The sequence below is a fragment of the Rhizobium sp. BK529 genome, assembly GCF_014194105.1.
Classification (GTDB): Bacteria; Pseudomonadota; Alphaproteobacteria; order Rhizobiales; family Rhizobiaceae; genus Rhizobium.
Genome location: NZ_JACIAU010000001.1, coordinates 1,385,376 through 1,403,344 on the forward strand (window position 1 = coordinate 1,385,376; position 17,969 = coordinate 1,403,344).

Annotated in this window: 15 protein-coding genes; 12 read left to right on the forward strand and 3 right to left on the reverse strand. The window is 60.7% G+C overall.

All coding sequences use genetic code 11. The features are described 5' to 3' along the window. The first annotated feature begins 38 nt into the window (after positions 1-38). Positions 39-2,693: an alanine--tRNA ligase gene (gene alaS, locus FHX08_RS07045; protein ID WP_132651641.1), complete on the forward strand. Its 2,655-nt coding sequence runs from the start codon at positions 39-41 to the stop codon at positions 2,691-2,693. 192 nt (positions 2,694-2,885) lie between these two features. Then, positions 2,886-3,737, forward strand: a complete 852-nt coding sequence (locus tag FHX08_RS07050) for a GyrI-like domain-containing protein (RefSeq protein ID WP_132651640.1) — start codon at positions 2,886-2,888, stop codon at positions 3,735-3,737. Between the two features lie 5 nt (positions 3,738-3,742). Here FHX08_RS07050 and FHX08_RS07055 read toward each other — a convergent pair whose 3' ends face one another. Beyond that, entirely contained in the window at positions 3,743-4,372 is a 630-nt protein-coding gene (locus tag FHX08_RS07055) for a glutathione S-transferase family protein (protein ID WP_132651639.1), read from the reverse strand. Between the two features lie 443 nt (positions 4,373-4,815). Next, positions 4,816-6,027 carry an NADP-dependent isocitrate dehydrogenase gene (locus tag FHX08_RS07060; RefSeq protein WP_132651638.1) on the reverse strand — a complete coding sequence of 404 codons (1,212 nt, stop codon included), beginning with the start codon at positions 6,025-6,027 and terminating at the stop codon, positions 4,816-4,818. Positions 6,028-6,221: 194 nt separating this feature from the next. On the opposite strand from FHX08_RS07060, the gene FHX08_RS07065 reads away from it, so the two are divergent. The 10 genes from FHX08_RS07065 (at position 6,222) to FHX08_RS07110 (ending at position 16,822) form a co-directional block, all read left to right on the forward strand. Then, complete coding sequence (locus tag FHX08_RS07065) at positions 6,222-6,764, forward strand: hypothetical protein (protein ID WP_132651637.1); 543 nt, start codon at positions 6,222-6,224, stop codon at positions 6,762-6,764. Between the two features lie 150 nt (positions 6,765-6,914). Further along, positions 6,915-8,951 (forward strand): FUSC family protein, encoded by a 2,037-nt coding sequence (locus FHX08_RS07070; RefSeq protein WP_184327057.1) that lies wholly within the window; start codon positions 6,915-6,917, stop codon positions 8,949-8,951. A gap of 34 nt (positions 8,952-8,985) precedes the next feature. Beyond that, on the forward strand, positions 8,986-9,816 hold the full coding sequence (locus FHX08_RS07075) for an RNA methyltransferase (protein ID WP_132651635.1): 831 nt from the start codon (positions 8,986-8,988) through the stop codon (positions 9,814-9,816). After that, positions 9,797-10,597 carry a glutamate racemase gene (murI, locus tag FHX08_RS07080; protein ID WP_132651634.1) on the forward strand — a complete coding sequence of 267 codons (801 nt, stop codon included), beginning with the start codon at positions 9,797-9,799 and terminating at the stop codon, positions 10,595-10,597. Before FHX08_RS07075 ends, murI begins: the two co-directional genes overlap by 20 nt. Positions 10,598-10,727: 130 nt before the next feature. Beyond that, entirely contained in the window at positions 10,728-12,239 is a 1,512-nt protein-coding gene (locus tag FHX08_RS07085; protein WP_132651633.1) for an ATP-binding protein, read from the forward strand. A 225-nt stretch (positions 12,240-12,464) separates the two neighbouring features. Continuing rightward, entirely contained in the window at positions 12,465-13,082 is a 618-nt protein-coding gene (gene rpsD, locus FHX08_RS07090; RefSeq protein ID WP_132651632.1) for a 30S ribosomal protein S4, read from the forward strand. Between the two features lie 166 nt (positions 13,083-13,248). Then, complete coding sequence (locus FHX08_RS07095) at positions 13,249-14,178, forward strand: glutaminase (RefSeq protein WP_132651631.1); 930 nt, start codon at positions 13,249-13,251, stop codon at positions 14,176-14,178. Positions 14,179-14,237: 59 nt separating this feature from the next. Further along, positions 14,238-15,104, forward strand: a complete 867-nt coding sequence (ttcA, locus tag FHX08_RS07100) for a tRNA 2-thiocytidine(32) synthetase TtcA (RefSeq protein WP_132651630.1) — start codon at positions 14,238-14,240, stop codon at positions 15,102-15,104. A 44-nt stretch (positions 15,105-15,148) separates the two neighbouring features. Further along, positions 15,149-15,979: an inositol monophosphatase family protein gene (locus tag FHX08_RS07105; RefSeq protein WP_132651629.1), complete on the forward strand. Its 831-nt coding sequence runs from the start codon at positions 15,149-15,151 to the stop codon at positions 15,977-15,979. Between the two features lie 18 nt (positions 15,980-15,997). Next, positions 15,998-16,822, forward strand: a complete 825-nt coding sequence (locus tag FHX08_RS07110) for an inositol monophosphatase family protein (protein WP_132651628.1) — start codon at positions 15,998-16,000, stop codon at positions 16,820-16,822. Positions 16,823-16,826: 4 nt separating this feature from the next. Here the strand turns inward: FHX08_RS07110 and hisC are convergent, their stop codons facing one another. Then, the gene (gene hisC / locus FHX08_RS07115) at positions 16,827-17,885 is read right to left on the reverse strand and encodes a histidinol-phosphate transaminase (RefSeq protein WP_132651627.1); all 1,059 of its coding nucleotides are present in this window, start codon (positions 17,883-17,885) and stop codon (positions 16,827-16,829) included. Between the last annotated feature and the right edge of the window lie 84 nt (positions 17,886-17,969).

Sequence of the window (17,969 nt, forward strand, 5' to 3'; positions counted from 1 at the left end):
AATTTTACCTGCCTGCTGGCAGCATCGAAGGGCATGAAATGAGCGGTGTAAACGATATCCGGTCGACCTTCCTCGACTACTTCAAGAAGAACGGCCACGAGATCGTTCCATCGAGCCCGCTCGTGCCGCGCAATGACCCGACGCTGATGTTCACCAATGCCGGCATGGTCCAGTTCAAGAACGTCTTCACCGGCTTGGAAAAGCGTCCCTACTCGACGGCGACCACCTCGCAGAAGTGCGTGCGCGCCGGCGGCAAGCATAACGATCTCGATAATGTCGGCTATACCGCGCGCCACCTGACCTTCTTCGAAATGCTCGGCAACTTCTCCTTCGGCGACTATTTCAAGGAGAATGCGATCGAGCTTGCCTGGAAGCTCGTCACCGAAGGTTTCGACCTGCCGAAGAACCGCCTGCTGGTGACCGTCTATTCCGAAGACGAGGAAGCAGCGACGCTGTGGAAGAAGATTGCCGGCTTCTCCGACGATAAGATCATCCGCATCCCGACGTCGGACAATTTCTGGCAGATGGGCGATACCGGCCCCTGCGGTCCGTGCTCGGAAATCTTCATCGACCAGGGCGAGAAGATCTGGGGCGGCCCTCCCGGCTCGCCGGAAGAGGATGGCGACCGGTTCCTGGAATTCTGGAACCTCGTCTTCATGCAATTCGAACAGACCGAGCCCGGCGTGCGCAATCCGCTGCCGCGCCCGTCGATCGATACCGGCATGGGCCTGGAGCGTATGGCCGCCGTTTTGCAGGGCGTCCAGAGCGTCTTCGACACCGACCTCTTCCGTACGCTGATCGGCGCCATCGAGGATACGATGGGCGTCAAGGCTGAAGGTTCCGCAAGCCATCGCGTCATCGCCGATCACCTTCGCTCGTCGGCCTTCCTGATCGCCGATGGCGTGCTGCCGTCGAACGAAGGCCGCGGCTACGTGCTGCGCCGCATCATGCGCCGCGCCATGCGCCACGCCCAGCTTCTCGGCGCTAAGGAGCCGCTGATGTACAAGCTGCTGCCGACGCTGGTGCAGGAGATGGGCCGTGCCTATCCGGAACTGGTGCGCGCCGAAGCCCTGATTTCTGAAACGCTGAAGCTCGAAGAAGGCCGTTTCCGCAAGACGCTGGAGCGCGGCCTGTCGCTTCTGTCGGATGCGACCGCCGACCTGACCAAGGGCGACATGCTGGACGGCGAGACCGCCTTCAGGCTCTACGACACCTACGGCTTCCCGCTCGATCTGACACAGGATGCCCTGCGCGCCCGCGAAATCGGCGTCGATATCTCGGGCTTCACCGATGCGATGGAGCGCCAGAAGGCCGAGGCACGCTCGCATTGGGCCGGCTCGGGCGAGAAGGCGACCGAAACCGTCTGGTTCGAGCTCAAGGAAAAGCATGGCGCGACCGAGTTCCTCGGTTACGACACCGAGACGGCCGAAGGCGTGGTGCAAGCGATCGTCAAGGACGGCGCCGTTGCCGCTGAGGCCAGGGCCGGCGACAAAGTGCAGATCGTTGTCAACCAGACGCCGTTCTACGGTGAGTCCGGCGGCCAGATGGGTGATACCGGCGTCATCTCCACCGACCACGGCAAGATTGAGATATCGGACACGCAGAAGAAGGGCGAAGGCCTGTTCGTGCATTCTGGCACCGTTGTCGAAGGCGCGTTCAAGACCGGCGAGGCGGTTGTCCTGACAGTCGATCACGCCCGCCGTTCCCGCCTGCGCGCCAACCACTCGGCAACGCATCTTCTGCATGAGGCGCTGCGCGAAGTGCTCGGCACCCATGTCGCCCAGAAGGGTTCGCTGGTCGCCCCCGAGCGCCTGCGCTTCGACGTTTCGCATCCGAAGCCGATGACGGCTGAGGAGTTGAAAGCCGTCGAAGAAATGGCCAATGAGATCATTCTGCAGAATGCGCCTGTTACGACCCGCCTCATGAGCGTCGACGACGCGATCGAAGAAGGCGCCATGGCGCTCTTCGGCGAAAAGTACGGCGATGAAGTGCGTGTCGTATCGATGGGCACCAGTCTGCATGGAGCCAAGGCCGGCAAGCCTTATTCGATTGAGCTCTGCGGCGGTACGCATGTATCTGCCACCGGCCAGATCGGTCTCGTTCGCATCCTTGGCGAAAGCGCTGTCGGGGCTGGCGTTCGCCGTCTCGAAGCCGTCACCGGCGAAGCGGCGCGCGAATATCTTGCCGAGCAGGACGAACGCGTGAAAACGCTCGCTGCCTCGCTGAAGGTTCAGCCGTCCGAGGTCCTCTCGCGAGTCGAGGCGCTGATGGACGAGCGCCGCAAACTCGAAAAGGAACTGGCCGATGCCAAGCGCAAGCTCGCCATGGGCGGCGGGCAGGGCGGTTCTGCCGATGCCGTGCGTGAGGTCGCCGGCGTCAAGTTCCTCGGCAAGGCCGTGGCCGGTGTCGACCCGAAGGATCTGAAGGGTCTCGCCGATGACGGCAAGGCCAGCATCGGCTCCGGTGTCGTGACGCTGATCGGCGTTTCGGAAGACGGCAAGGCAAGCGCAGTCGTCGCCGTCACGCCTGATCTCGTCGACCGTTTCAGCGCGGTCGATCTGGTGCGTGTCGCCTCTGCAGCGCTCGGCGGCAAGGGCGGCGGCGGCCGTCCTGACATGGCCCAGGCCGGCGGCCCCGATGGCGCCAAGGCTGACGAGGCGCTTGAGGCCGTTGCGGCGGCACTCGCAAGCTGAACTCCAACATGGATTGATTGCAAAGGCGGGACATGTTCCCGCCTTTTCTTTTTGGGCGAGCGTCGCTTTTGTTCTGCATGAGGTTGTTCCGAGCGCGACAAGGCGCAGACCTCCTGCGTGTCATGAGAAGTCCGCAGGATTTGTCAAATGAGGCTATGCTTTGCTGCAGCCGATCGAATAGCGGGGTTTGACATGGTGGCTGAAATGGTATGGGCGCTTTACGAAGACCGTCTGAGACGGGTTTCGGCCTATATTCATGATCATCTGGACGAGGATCTGGATATGGAGCGGCTGGCCGAGATTGCCTGCCTATCAAGCTATCACTGGCATCGGATCTACAGGGCGATTTACGGCGAGACGCTGGCGGCGACCGTCAAGCGGCTGCGGCTGCATCGCGCGGCGGGCGACATCGTCCGCACGGATCTTGATGTCAGCGAGATTGCGAAGCGATCAGGCTATCCTAATCTCCAGTCCTTCAACCGCATCTTCAAATCGGTCTACGGAATGCCGCCGGCACGTTACCGGAAAGAGGGAAGCCACACGCAGTTCGAACTCTCAATCTCCGGAAAGGCGCAAGCCATGTTTGATGTCACCCTGAAAACCATTCCACCGCTCGAATTGGTCGGCGTTCCTCATACCGGCTCCTATATGGAGATCGGAAAGGCCTTCGAAACGCTGTTCGGCATGCTTTACGCCCGTGGACTTGCAAAGCCCGACATGCGGATGATCGGCGTCTATCTCGACGACCCCGATCTGGTGCAGCCCGAGAAACTGCGCTCGATAGCCTGTGTGACAGCTGGTAGCGAGACGGCAGTCAACGCACCGCTGGAGCGGCTGAAGGTGGAAGGCGGCGACTATGCCGTTCTGCATCACAAAGGACCTTATGCCGACATGTACAAGGCCTATCAGTGGCTCTATGCCCAGTGGCTGCCGGCATCCGGCCGGCAGCTCCGGGATCGCATCATGTTCGAGGAATACCTCAACAATCCGCGCCAGGTCGCGCCGACTGAATTGCGGACGGACATTTATATGCCGCTTGCGTAGGATGCTCAGGCAGCCTGCATCGCTTTCGCCGCTTCTTCGTCCAAGGCCGTTGCCCGCTTATAGGCATCACGTTCGGACAGCCGGCCAAAATAGTCGACGAAGACCTGGCGTTTTTCGATGCTGCCGAAGGCAAGCCCCCAGCCGATATGCGAGCCTACATAGACGTCGGCCGCTGTGAAGCGCTTGCCGGTGATATAGGGGGAGGCGGCCGAAACTGCCTTCTCCAATGTGCCCATCACATCGCCGAAGGAACCGCAGCCGGCCATGCGCAGCCGTTCCTGCGGAATTTCGAAGCCGAGCGCCTTCAGTGTGACGGCGGCTTCCAGCGGCCCGGCGGCGAAGAACATCCAGCGGTAATAATCGGCCCGTTCATCGGGCGGCGGCGCGAGGCCTGCTTGAGGAATGGCGTCCGCAAGATACGCACAGATCGCCGCGCATTCCGTCACGATCGTCTTCCCGTGACGGATCGCCGGCACCTTGCCCATCGGGTTGACGGACAGATAGTCCGGTTCCTTCATCGTCCCGCCGAAAGTCAGGATTTCGGTATGATATGGGACGCCGGTTTCTTCCAGCATCCATCGCGCTATTCGGCCGCGCGACATCGGGTTGGTGTAGAAGGTGATTTCCTCGTTCATCCTGTTCTCCTTTATCCCATGCTCTTTTCGTAGCATTGGCGCGGGAGATTTCAACCTTCGGGGCGGGCGGCATCTTTACGGCAGCGCGAGGAATGATCTCGGTCGACGGCGGTATTTCGCCAATTGCCGCCTGACCGTGAGGCGAACGAAACCGTTGATTGTAATGTTGGGTCTGGGTCTCGAGCAGTGCGAGATCGAGATAGAAGACAATCATATCCTGACCCTCCCGGCGAGCGAGCAGCCTTACAAGTTGCAGGAATTCGGGGACGAAACTCTTCTTGGCCATCAGAACCTCCATGCCTGGGCGAGTAGGTTGATAGACCTTGCAACTTACGCGAGGCTTGTGTTTTGCAGCTATTGCTAATTTAGCAGCAACGTCGAAGCATTGGAGCAACAAAAAACCCGGCGCAAAGGCCGGGTTTTCGAATTCTATCCGAGCAGGCTCAAGCCATCGCGGCCTGCAGGTTCTGGTCGATCTTGTCGAGGAAGGCAGTGGTCGAGAGCCAAGGCTGATCCGGGCCGATGAGCAGCGCCAGATCCTTGGTCATGAAGCCGGCTTCGACGGTGTCGACGCAGACCTTTTCCAGCGTCGAGGCGAACCTTGCGAGCTCGGCATTGTCGTCGAGCTTGGCGCGGTGGGCGAGGCCACGGGTCCAGGCGAAGATCGAAGCGATAGAGTTCGTCGAGGTTTCCTGGCCCTTCTGGTGCTGGCGGTAGTGTCGGGTCACCGTGCCGTGAGCGGCTTCGGCTTCAACCGTCTTGCCGTCGGGCGTCAGCAGGACCGAGGTCATCAGGCCGAGCGAGCCAAAGCCCTGGGCAACCGTGTCGGACTGGACGTCGCCGTCGTAGTTCTTGCAGGCCCAGACATAGCCGCCGGACCACTTCAGGGCAGAGGCGACCATATCGTCTATCAGGCGATGTTCGTAGGTGATGCCGGCTTCCTTGAACTGATCCTTGAATTCGGTTTCGAAGACTTCTTCGAAAATGTCCTTGAAGCGGCCGTCATAGGCCTTGAGGATGGTGTTCTTGGTCGACAGGTAGACCGGCCACTTGCGCATCAGGCCGTACATCATCGAGGCGCGGGCGAATTCGCGGATCGACTCATCGAGGTTATACATGGCCATGGCAACGCCGGCGCCCGGGGCGTTGAAGACTTCCTTCTCGATGACCGTGCCGTCTTCACCGACGAACTTGATCGTCAGCTTGCCCTTGCCGGGGAACTTGAAGTCGGTTGCGCGGTACTGGTCGCCGAACGCGTGACGGCCGACGACGATTGGCTGCGTCCAGCCGGGAACGAGGCGGGGAACGTTGCGGCAAATGATCGGCTCGCGGAAGATAACGCCGCCGAGGATGTTGCGGATCGTGCCGTTCGGGCTCTTCCACATTTCCTTGAGGTTGAATTCCTTCACGCGGGCTTCGTCGGGCGTGATCGTCGCGCACTTGATGCCGACACCGTACTTCTTGATGGCGTTGGCGGCGTCGACCGTAACCTGGTCGTTGGTGGCGTCGCGGTTTTCGACCGAAAGGTCGTAATAGTCGATGTCGAGGTCGAGATACGGATGGATCAGCTTATCCTTGATGAGCTGCCAAATGATGCGAGTCATTTCATCGCCGTCGAGATCGGCGACGGGATTGGCGACCTTGATCTTCTTCATGTATCTGCCTCGTAAGCTTAGGAGAGGGACAGAGCTGTCCCGGGTGGGTGATGTGGGTCCGCAGCGCTATAGCATTGTGAGCCGGGAACGCAAAGCAGAACGGGCGGGACCGTGACGTTTTTGCCGCCATTGCCAAGAGCGGGAAAATGGCTAACCTCCGCGTCAACAGCCCCCCGAGTCCCGGACATTTTGCCATGAAGAAGATCGCCGTTCTGTTCGCCGGCCTCGTTGCCGCCCTGGCTGTCGCACCCAGCCTTTCGCTTGCGGCCGACGCGACTGCGCCGGTCAAGGAGATCATGAAGGACACGCAGAAGAACTGGGCGGGCGACAATAGCGACTGGATCGATATTTTCGAAGAGAACACGCTCGGCCGCCTCTACAGCAAGGATTTCGGCGAGAAATACAAAGCTGCGGCTCAGAACCCGGCTGCGGACGAGGATGGTATTTCGCCCTTCGACTATGACGTGATCGTCAACGGTCAGGATGCCTGCCCGCTGCAGGACCTTTCCATCGACCCCGGCCAGCCGGCCAACGGCACGACCGAAGTGACGGTAAAATTCAAAGCAGCAACCTGCATGGAAGGCGCGCCCAACAAGGATGCCTTTACGACCGCGCGTTTCGAGGTGATCGATGAGAATGGCAAACCCGTGATCGACGACATCATGATCCAGGGCGAAGAGGGGCAGGGGCCGATCTCGCTCAAGGAAGCCATGATACAGATCGCCAACGGCGAATGACTCTTCCGCGTGCCTTGATTGACGACGCCATAGTGGTGACACCTGGTGATCACCATTCTGGTGACACCGGGTGCGATTTGATTATTGTCAGGGCGGCGGTGTCTCGCTCTTGGGCAACGCAGCCATTGGCGCGCAAAAGGACTGGCAAGAGTGATTTTCGGCTTTGAGTTCCGAGACTGGTTGCTTGCCAACGACCCGGCGCTTTCGCGTCTGCGCATGGGTTCGCGCGTCACGCTGTCGATCATGCTTTCCTTCCTGATCCTGTTTGCGATCAGCACGCTCATCGTACCGCTGCCAACCGCCTCCTACGGTCTCGGCATTGTGTTGTCGATCGAAGGCGGGGTCGCGGTGCGCGACAAGGGCTCGACGCGCCAGCTCATTACCCGGCTGCTCGGCTGCATTGCGAGCGTTGTCGTCGTCGGCATTGCAGCAGCTCTCGAGTCGCATCGCATACTCTCGGATTTCATTTTCCTCCTGGTTATCTTCCTCGCCTCGTCCGGCCGCGTTTACGGTCCGCGTGGATTTGCGATCGGCATGTTCGCTTTCACCTCCTATTTCATGGGCTCCTATTTCCAGCCGAAGATTGCGGAACTGCCTCTCGTGGTGATTGGCCCTGTTGTCTCAGCGCTTGTCAGCCATTGGGTGAGGGCGGTGCTCTTGCCCGATAATTGGCGGCGCGACCTGCTGCGCTCGCTGGAAAGCGTGCGGGGCCGCATTAATCAGATCCTCTTCAAGCTCGCTGCCGTCGCGGCCGATGGAAAGGTCGAGGAAGCCGACCGGCAGGAACTGCGACAGCTGGAAGACCGGCTGAAAGAAGTGGTGCTGATGGCCGAGAGCTTCATTCCGCGCCCGCCAGGCGGCGTCTTCGATGGAGCTTCTGCACCAGCTGCGGAACTGGCGATCCGGCTTTTCGATGCGCATCTGGCAACGGAAAGCGCCATCATGGTGAGCTTCCAGAGTCCGCCATCCTTTGCGCTCGTGCACGCCGTGATCGAGGATGACAGGGCGGTGCTGTCGGCAGAAGAAAAGGCAGTCGCTGATATCGAGGGCCAGCTGCAGAGCGAGACGGCGCGTGCGGTGCTCTGGCTTGGTGCAGCGCGCCGGCAACTGATGGAAACGATCGACGCAGGACGCAGGACGGAGTTTGCCGAGATCGCCTCAATTGCTGAAACGAGCACACCCGAGGCTGTCGATTTTTCGTTGAAGAATCCGCTGATGCGCTCGGCCTTGCAGATCACACTGGCCTCGGCGATTGCCATGACGCTCGGCCTGGCGCTTTCTCGTGAGCGCTGGTTCTGGGCGGTGCTCGCGTCTTTCCTCGTCTTCACGAATACCAATTCGCGTGGCGACACTGCCATCAAGGCACTGCAGCGCTCGATCGGCACGCTGTTCGGCATTGCCTTCGGTCTGGTGCTGGCGACAGTGCTGACGGGACAGACGGCAATTGCCGTTGTCGTTGCTGTCGTCTGCATCTTCCTTGCTTTTTACTTCCTGCAGATTTCCTATGCGACGATGACGTTCTTCATCTCCATCGTGCTCTGTCTCATCTATGGCATGATGGGTGTGCTGACATTTGATCTCCTGAAGCTGCGGCTTGAGGAGACCGTCATCGGCGCGGTGGCGGGCGCACTGGTTGCCTTCCTGGTGTTGCCGTCGCGTACGCGCGAAACGCTCGATACGGCGATCGACAAATGGTTCGCGACGCTGAAAAAGCTGCTCTCGGCCGTATCGGACAAGAAGAGCCAGCCGGAACTCATCGTCATCGCGCAGGAGGTCGATGCCTGCTACCGGGACATCACGCTTGCCGCGCGCCCGCTCGGCTCGTCGTGGTCGATTGTCACCAGACCGGGACAGATTCGCCAGACGCTGGCGATTTTTCTTTCCGTTACCTATTGGTCGCGCATTCTGGCACGCAACCACACGGCCGATGCCGTGGATGATGATCTGAAGCGCCGGATCGCCGCTGACATCGCCCTGCTGGATGTCGTGGCACCCCGCGGCTCCGAATGTTTCCTCGTCACCCGCAAGCAGATGAAGCCGACTGGTCGCCACCTGCCGCTCTGGCGGGGAGGGGCACGGCTGGCGGTGGAAATGATCGGCTCGACGCTGGACCGCCTCTACCCGCACGAGACGCAGGACTTGCCGTTTGCGGCCGGCAAAGCTATTGCGCCCCTGAATCAAGAATAATGGGCAATCAGGAATAGGAACACGAATAGGCACCATGGCCGGCACCAATAGCGAGCGTCAACTTCTGGCCGAAGGGCCTGTCATCATTCTGGTCGAACCGCAGATGGGCGAGAATATCGGCATGGTGGCGCGCGCCATGGCGAATTTCGGTCTTGCCGATCTTCGCCTCGTCAATCCGCGCGACGGCTGGCCGAATGAGAAGGCGCAGGCGGCGGCCTCTAAGGCCGATCATGTCATCGAAGGCACCAAGGTCTTCGATACATTGGAAGAGGCGATCGCCGATCTCAACTTCGTCTACGCGACGACGGCGCGCAGCCGGGACAATTACAAGCCTGTCCGTTCTCCGGTTTTTGCCGCGCAAACGCTGCGTACGAAATTCCGGGCAGGCGAGGCGACCGGCATCCTCTTCGGCCGCGAGCGCTGGGGGCTGACGAACGAGGAAGTGGCGCTTGCCGACGAGATCGTCACGTTCCCGGTCAATCCGGCCTTCGCCTCGCTCAATATCGCGCAGGCCGTGCTCTTGATGTCCTATGAGTGGATGAAATCGGGCATGGAGGATCTGGAAGCGGTGCCGTTCCAGGCGCTCGAACAGCGGCCCTCGACCAAGGAGCAGTTGTTCGGCCTGTTCGACCAACTCGAGGAAGCATTGGATTCGCGCAACTATTTTCATCCGCCCTCGAAAAAGCCGAAAATGGTCGACAATCTCCGCGCCGTTCTCTCCCGCCGGGCATTCACGGAGCAGGAAATCAGCGTGTTGCGCGGTGTCATCTCCTCCCTCGACCGCTTTTCGCGCAACAGTCCGCGCAAGGGCGGTTTCACCAGATCCCGCAAGGAAGCGCCCACAGATGACAGCGCCGACGAATGAGCTGAAACCCGTCCTCGTCTTCGATTCAGGCATAGGCGGGCTGACCGTGCTGCGCGAGGCGCGCGTGCTGATGCCGGAACGCGGCTTCATCTATGTCGCCGATGATGCCGGTTTTCCCTATGGCGGATGGGAAGAGCAGGCGCTGAAGGAGCGGATCATCGGGCTCTTTGCCAAGCTGCTCGCAGACTACGATCCGGAAGTCTGCGTCATCGCTTGCAACACGGCCTTCACGCTCGTCGGCGCGGATCTGCGCGCAGCCTTCCCGCAGATGACCTTCGTCGGCACGGTACCGGCCATCAAGCCTGCGGCCGAGCGCACGCGCTCCGGCCTCGTCTCCGTGCTTGCGACCCCCGGCACGGTCAAGCGCGCCTATACACGGGATCTCATCCAGTCCTTTGCGCAGCAGTGCCATGTGCGGCTGGTCGGCTCGGAAAACCTGGCGCGCATGGCGGAGGCCTACATCCGTGGTGACGCCGTTTCCGACGACGCCGTGCTTACCGAAATCGACCAGTGCTTCGTCGAGAAGGACGGACGCAAGACCGATATCGTCGTGCTCGCCTGCACACATTATCCCTTCATGGCCAACATGTTCCGGCGGCTCGCTCCATGGCCGGTGGACTGGCTTGACCCTGCGGAAGCCATCGCGCGGCGGGCGCGCTCGCTGGTGCCGCAGGTTGCGGATGCGGTTCATCCCGATAATTTCGACTTTGCCGTCTTCACGTCCGGCAATCCGGATTTTGCCACGCGACGGCTGATGCAGGGGTTCGGGCTGAGCGCCTGACAGGGCGGCACAATCTCTGTGGGTTGCCTCAATCCGCTCCTGATATCAGTCGGATTCTTTGATAGACGGAAGGCCGCCATTTCTGGAAGGATGGCACGTCGCTGATTTGAGTCTCTGAAGAGGTTTCGCATTGCAGGTTGGGATCGATATGGGATTGGCGTCCGGCGCTCCGGCGACACTCGATATCGAGGAGTTGCTGGCGACGCGTCTGCTCGTGCAGGGCAATTCCGGTTCCGGCAAATCGCACCTGTTGCGGCGCCTGCTGGAACAATCCGCCCAATGGGTGCAGCAGGTCATTATCGATCCCGAAGGTGATTTCGTCACGCTGTCCGATCGCTTCGGCCATGTCGTCGTCGATGGCGAGCGCACCGAGGCCGAGCTTGCCGGCATTGCCAACCGTATTCGCCAGCATCGTGTTTCCTGCGTCCTGACGCTGGAAGGGCTCGATATCGAGCAGCAGATGCGGGCGGCAGCGGCCTTCCTCAACGGCATGTTCGATGCCGATCGCGAATATTGGTATCCGGTTCTGGTCGTGGTCGACGAAGCGCAGATGTTTGCGCCTTCTGTCGGCGGTGACGTGTCCGAAGATGCGCGCAAGGCTTCGCTCGGCGCCATGACCAACCTGATGTGCCGTGGGCGAAAGCGCGGCCTTGCCGGCGTCATCGCCACGCAGCGTCTCGCCAAGCTTGCCAAGAACGTCGCGGCAGAAGCCTCCAACTTCCTGATGGGCCGAACCTTCCTTGATATCGACATGGCGCGCGCGGCCGACCTGCTCGGCATGGACCGCCGTCAGGCGGAAATGTTTCGTGATCTCAAGCGCGGCCATTTCGTCGCCCTCGGCCCCGCACTTTCACGCCGCCCGCTGCCGATTCAGATCGGAAGCGTCGAGACCTCGGCGCGTTCCTCCAGCCCCAAGCTGATGCCGCTGCCGGAATCGCCGCAGGATGTAGAAGACTTGATCTTCACGCCCGACCCAGAAGAATTCCAGCGTCCGGTCGTACGCCGCGCGCCGCCGGCGCCGCGCCCGACCACCGATATCCTTGCTGAGCTTTCACGCTCGACGCCGGCAGCCAGCCCCATCCAGGCAGAGCCGCGGGTGGTGCAGCCGGAGATCTCGGCCGAGGAGCGCGAAGAACGGCTTGCCGGCGTGCTGTCGGAAATCCTCGACGATCCGGGCTCCGGTTTCCGCACCGATGCGGTTCTCTACCAGGATTTCCTGGTACGGCTGCGCATGCGCCGCGTTCCCGGGCCTCCAATGTCCCTGCCGGAGTTTCGACGCCGCGTGGCAGTTTCGCGCTCCGGCGTCGATGCCGAGACGGCTGCTTCGGAAAACTGGTCGACGGCGCTGTCGCTCTCTGCCTCTGTGACCGACGATCTGCAAGGCGTATTTCTGATGCTCGCCAAGGCCGCAGTCTGCGGCGAGCCTTGCCCGTCGGATGCGCGGATCGCACGCGCCTACGGCACGCATTCAGCCCGGCGCGCTCGCCGGCTTCTCGGCTATTTCGAGGAGCAGGGGAGCATTGTTGTGCATACCGATTTCTCCGGCAAACGGATCGTGGCTTTCCCCGATATCGGCTGCCAGACGGCTCCCGGCGATGCCAATGCCCCCGATGACAGCAACGGCCGGGAAGCGGCGGAATAAAGGCTTTCAGCGCCTTGTCGCTGTTGACATTTTCATGATGCCCGACTAAAGACCGCGCCAGCACCGGGCAGCAATGTCCGGTGTTTCATTTGACATGTCCCGTGGATCAGATCCGTTCGCGTAATGGAAAGATCCTGTCGGCTCCCGGAAACGGGATCAAAGGAGGGCGTGTTTCCTTCGCGCGGTTTGGCAACAAACCGTCACAACACCTTGAAAGGAAATACGATGAGCAAGCGCGAATCGTCCAAGTACAAGATCGACCGCCGTATGGGCGAAAACATCTGGGGCCGTCCGAAGTCCCCGGTGAACCGCCGCGAATACGGCCCGGGCCAGCATGGCCAGCGCCGCAAGGGCAAGCTTTCGGACTTCGGTGTGCAGCTGCGCGCCAAGCAGAAGCTGAAGGGTTACTACGGTGACCTGCGCGAGAAGCAGTTCCGCGCCATCTTCGCCGAAGCCTCCCGCCGCAAGGGTGACACTTCCGAAAACCTGATCGGTCTTCTGGAGTCCCGCCTCGATGCGATCGTCTACCGCGCCAAGTTCGTTCCGACGGTCTTTGCCGCCCGTCAGTTCGTCAACCATGGCCACGTCACGGTCAACGGTGTGCGCGTCAACATCGGTTCTTACCGTTGCAAGGTCGGCGACGTCATCGAAGTTCGTGAAAAGTCCAAGCAGCTCGTGACTGTTCTGGAATCCGTTTCGCTTGCAGAGCGCGACGTTCCTGACTATGTCGAAGTCGACCACAACAAGATGGTTGCCACGTTCGCACGCGTTCCGACGCTGTCTGACGTTCCGTACCCGGTCGTCATGGAACCGCATCTGGTCGTCGAATTCTATTCGCGCTAACGCATAACCTCGACAATCGATTCGATTGTCGGAAAGGCTTATGCGTCTCTAAAGTGCTACTGCGTCCTTAGCACATTTTCGATGTGCGGCGCAGCAGAGCGCGAGGCGTTTTCGCATTCTGGAAAAGCCGCCTCTCGGGGCGGCTTTTTCGTATCCGGAGGGGAAGATGGTGGATTTGCAGGCAGTCCTCGACAGCATCTACAGGGAATTGGCGCCCCGTATCGGCGAGGGCAAGGTCGCGGATTATATTCCCGAGCTCGCCAAGATCGATCCGAACCAGTTCGGCCTGTCGATCGTCACCGTCGACGGCAAGGTCTACAGTGTCGGCGAAGCCAATATACCCTTTTCCATCCAGAGCATTTCCAAGGTCTTCATGCTGACTTTGGCCCTCGGCAAGGTGGGTGAGGGGCTGTGGAAGAGGGTCGGCCGCGAACCTTCAGGCTCGGCCTTCAACTCCATCGTCCAGCTCGAGCATGAACATGGAATTCCGCGCAATCCCTTCATCAATGCCGGCGCGATTGCCGTCACCGATGTCGTCATGGCCGGCCACGCGCCGCGCGAGGCGATCGGCGAACTGCTGCGCTTCGTGCGCTACCTTGCCGACGACGAATCCGTCACCATCGATGAGAAGGTGGCACGCTCGGAGACGGCGACCGGCTACCGGAACTTCGCGCTTGCCAATTTTATGCGCTCCTATCGCAATCTCGATCATCCGGTCGATCATGTGCTCGGCGTCTATTTCCATCAATGCGCGTTGTCCATGACCTGCGAGCAGCTGGCGCGCGCCGGCCTGTTCCTGGCGGCGCGCGGCGGCAATCCGCTGACAGGCCATTCAGTGGTATCGCCCAAGCGTGCGCGACGCATCAACGCGCTGATGCTGACCTGCGGCCATTACGACGGGTCTGGCGATTTCGCCTATCATGTCGGCCTGCCGGGCAAGAGTGGCGTCGGCGGCGGCATCTTTGCGGTAGCACCCGGCATTGCCTCGATCGCCGTCTGGTCGCCCGGGCTGAACAAGGTCGGCAATTCGCAGCTTGGGGCGGTTGCGCTGGAAATGCTGGCGGCGCGCACCGGCTGGTCGGTTTTCGGCGATTGAGGCTGGGTTGGACTGCCGCTTTCTGTTAGAGAGGGCAGGCATATCGAACGGATGAAACAATGAATATCGCAGCCAATATCGCCGATGACCTGGAAACGGCGGATGCGGGCATCGGTCATGCGCTGTTTGCCGATGCGCCGCAATCGGTCTCCTTCAACAAGCTGCGTAAGCGCCTGCTGCGCCAAGTACGTCAGGCTTTCGAAGATTTCGACATGCTGAAGGACCAGAAGCGCTGGCTGATCGGCATTTCCGGCGGCAAGGATTCCTACGGGCTATTGGCGCTGCTGCTCGACCTGCAATGGCGCGGGCTGCTGCCGGTGGAGCTGATTGCGTGCAATCTCGATCAGGGTCAGCCGAATTTTCCGAAGCATGTGCTACCTGAATACCTTTCGAAGATCGGCGTCAAACACCGCATCGAATATCGCGACACCTATTCGATCGTGAAGGAAAAGGTGCCTGAGGGGGCGACCTACTGTTCGCTCTGCTCGCGCCTGCGCCGCGGCAATCTCTATCGTATTGCCAGGGAGGAAGGCTGTGATGCGCTGGTGCTCGGCCACCATCGCGAGGACATCCTCGAAACCTTCTTCATGAACTTCTTCCATGGCGGCCGGCTTGCCGCCATGCCGGCGAAACTTCTGAATGACGAAGGCAACCTGATGGTGCTCAGGCCGCTTGCCTATTGCGCCGAGGACGACATGGCGAAGTTTGCTGCTGCCATGCAGTTTCCAATCATTCCCTGCGATCTCTGCGGCTCGCAGGACGGTCTGCAGCGCAATGCGATGAAGGACATGCTGGCCGATATCGAGCGCCGCATGCCCGGCCGGAAGGACACGATGCTGCGCGCTCTCGCGCATGTAAACGCGTCACATCTGCTTGACCCAAAACTTTTCGACTTTTCCGCGCTCGCAGTCACCCAAACGTCATAATGGACTTGCTATGAACCTCAGCAGTTCCATGCAACGAGTCCAAAATGATTTTCTCAGACAGAGACATAGAGTTTCTCGGTGATTGCCTCCGGCATGTCGCTGAAGAAGAAATCATGCCGCGCTTCCGCAATGCGGCCGCGGCCAATGTTTCCGAAAAGACATCTTCCATCGATCTCGTCACGCAGGCCGACCTGCGCTCCGAAGCTTACCTGACAGCCGCCATCCGCGAGCGCTTTCCGAGTGCGCTGATCGTCGGCGAGGAGGCCTATGAGGCGGATCGTTCCGTCGTGCCGGCGCTGGCCGATGCCGATCTTGCTTTTGTCATCGACCCCGTCGACGGCACCTTCAATTTCGCGGCTGGCCTGCCGGTGTTCGGCACGATCCTGGCCGTGACCGCGAAGGGCGAGACGGTTGCGGGCATTATTCACGATCCGGCGCTTGGCGATACGGTCGTTTCGCTCAAGGGCGCTGGCGCCTTCCTGCAGAAGCGCAATTGTGAGCCTGTGCGCCTTGCCGTGGCAGAGCCAATCGAACTCGGCCGTATGGTTGGCGCCATGTCTTTCAGCCACATGGACGAGCCGGACCGTTCGCGCATTGCCGGCAATATGGCCAAGACCCGCATGACCTTCGCCTTCAATTGCTCTGCCTATGAGTATTGGATGGTTTCATCGGGCAAACTGCATTTCATCGGCCATGAGAAGCTGATGCCCTGGGATCACCTTGCCGGTGTGCTGACGCATCAGGAAGCCGGCGGCCATACCGCGAAATTCGACGGAACACCCTATCGGCCCGGCGAGATTTCCGGCGGCATCATCTCGGCTCCCGACAAGGAAAGCTGGCAGATGATCCGCAAGGAGATCGTCGGCTACCGATAAACCGAAAGGAACGAGGCCATGACGACTGCCATAGAGACGATGAAGCTTGCCGATCTTATGCGGCAGGCAGCGAAAGCGGAAATCCTGCCCCGCTTTCGCCGGCTGGGCAGCAGTGATGTGCGCGCCAAGACGGAAGCGACCGACCTCGTGACCGAGGCGGACGAACAGGCCGAACGCTTGATGAAGTCGGAGGCCCAGCGCCTCTGGCCGGATGCGCTCTTCATCGGCGAGGAATCGGTTGCCGCCGATGCCTCGCTGCTGGACAAGCTCGCAGGTGCGGATCTCGCCATTATCGTCGACCCCGTCGATGGAACCTTCAATTTCGCCTCGGGTATTCCGGCCTTCGGCGTCATGGCCTCGGTTGTCTCAAAGGGCGAGACCGTTGCCGGCATCATCTACGATCCGATGGGCGACGACTGGGTCATGGCGGAAAAGGGCGGGGGCGCCTGGCTGCGCCGGCCTGATGGAGAAGCGCAGCGGCTGCGGGTGGCCGAGCCTGTCGCGCTCGACCAGATGGTCGGCATGGCCTCCACCGGTTACCTGCCGCAGGCAAAGCGCGCTGAAATCCTCGGCAATCTCGCCAAGGTGCGCTTCCTCACCAACTACCGTTGTGCGGCCCACGAATACCGCACCTTTGCAGGCGGCCATGTTCATTACCTGATATACAACAAGCTGATGCCCTGGGATCATCTGGCCGGCACGCTGATCTCTCAGGAAGCAGGCGGTTATGCCGCCCGCTTCGACGGCTCGGCCTATCTGCCGCATCATGTTACCGGCGGATTGCTGATCACGCCTGATAAGGAGAGCTGGGACATCCTGCGCCGCGAGGTCGTCACAGTCTGAGCCGTCAGGCGAGAATCTGCTTCAGCGCGTCCAGAAGCTTGTCACATTCGGCATCGGTGCCGATGGTGATGCGCAGGAAATCCTGGATGCGTTCCTTGCGGAAATGCCTGACGAGGACAGCCTTCTTGCGCAGCTCCGCAGTCAGTTCCGCACCGCCCCGTTCGGGATGACGGGCGAAGACGAAATTGGCAGAGGAGGGCAGGACCTCGAAGCCGAGCTCATTAAGCTCGACAATCAGGCGCTCGCGGCTTGCAACGATCAGGTCGCAATGTTTCCCGAACCAGTCCCAATCCTCCCAGGCAGCCACGGCGCCAGCCTGGGTCAGCCTGTCCAGCGGATAGGAATTGAAGCTGTCCTTGACCCTTTCAAGCGCATCGATCAGCGGCCGCTGGCCGACGGCGAAACCGACGCGCAAGCCGGCGAGGCCGCGCGATTTCGAGAAAGTCTGGATGACCAGCAGGTTCGGATATCTCCTGACCAGCGGAATGGCGCTCTCACCGCCGAAATCCACATAGGCTTCATCGATGACGACAACCTGATCCGGATGTTCCGCGATCAGTGCCTCGATCGCTGCAAGCGGTAGCGCCGTACCTGTCGGCGCGTTCGGGTTGGGTAGGATTATGGCGCCGCAGGGCTGCCGGTAATCCTCTATGCGCACCTGCATCTTCTCGTCCAGCGGGACCTCACGGAAATCGATGCCGTAGAGGCCGCAATAGGTTGGATAGAAGCTGTAGGTGATGTCGGGATAGAGCAGAGGCATCTCGTGCTTCAAGAGTGCCTGGAAGGTGTGCGCCAGAACCTCGTCCGAACCGTTGCCGACGAAGACTTCGCCCGGATCGAGATCGTGGGTGGAGGCGATCGCCTTGCGCAGCTTCAGGCCCGTCGGCTCAGGATAGAGCCGCAGCGTGTCGTTGACCGCTTCCGAGATCGCCGCGAGCGCGCGCGGCGATGGACCGTAGGGGTTCTCATTGGTGTTCAGCTTGACGAGCCCATCGATAATGGGCTGTTCGCCCGCCACATAGGGCGTCAGCACATGGACAACGGGGCTCCAGAAACGGCTCATGGCAAACTTCCAGTCTAAACATGTCGCGCAAGAGTGCGCAGCGGTTTTGCGAAAGATCGCTGCACGCTTTAGGTCTGCTGCAGC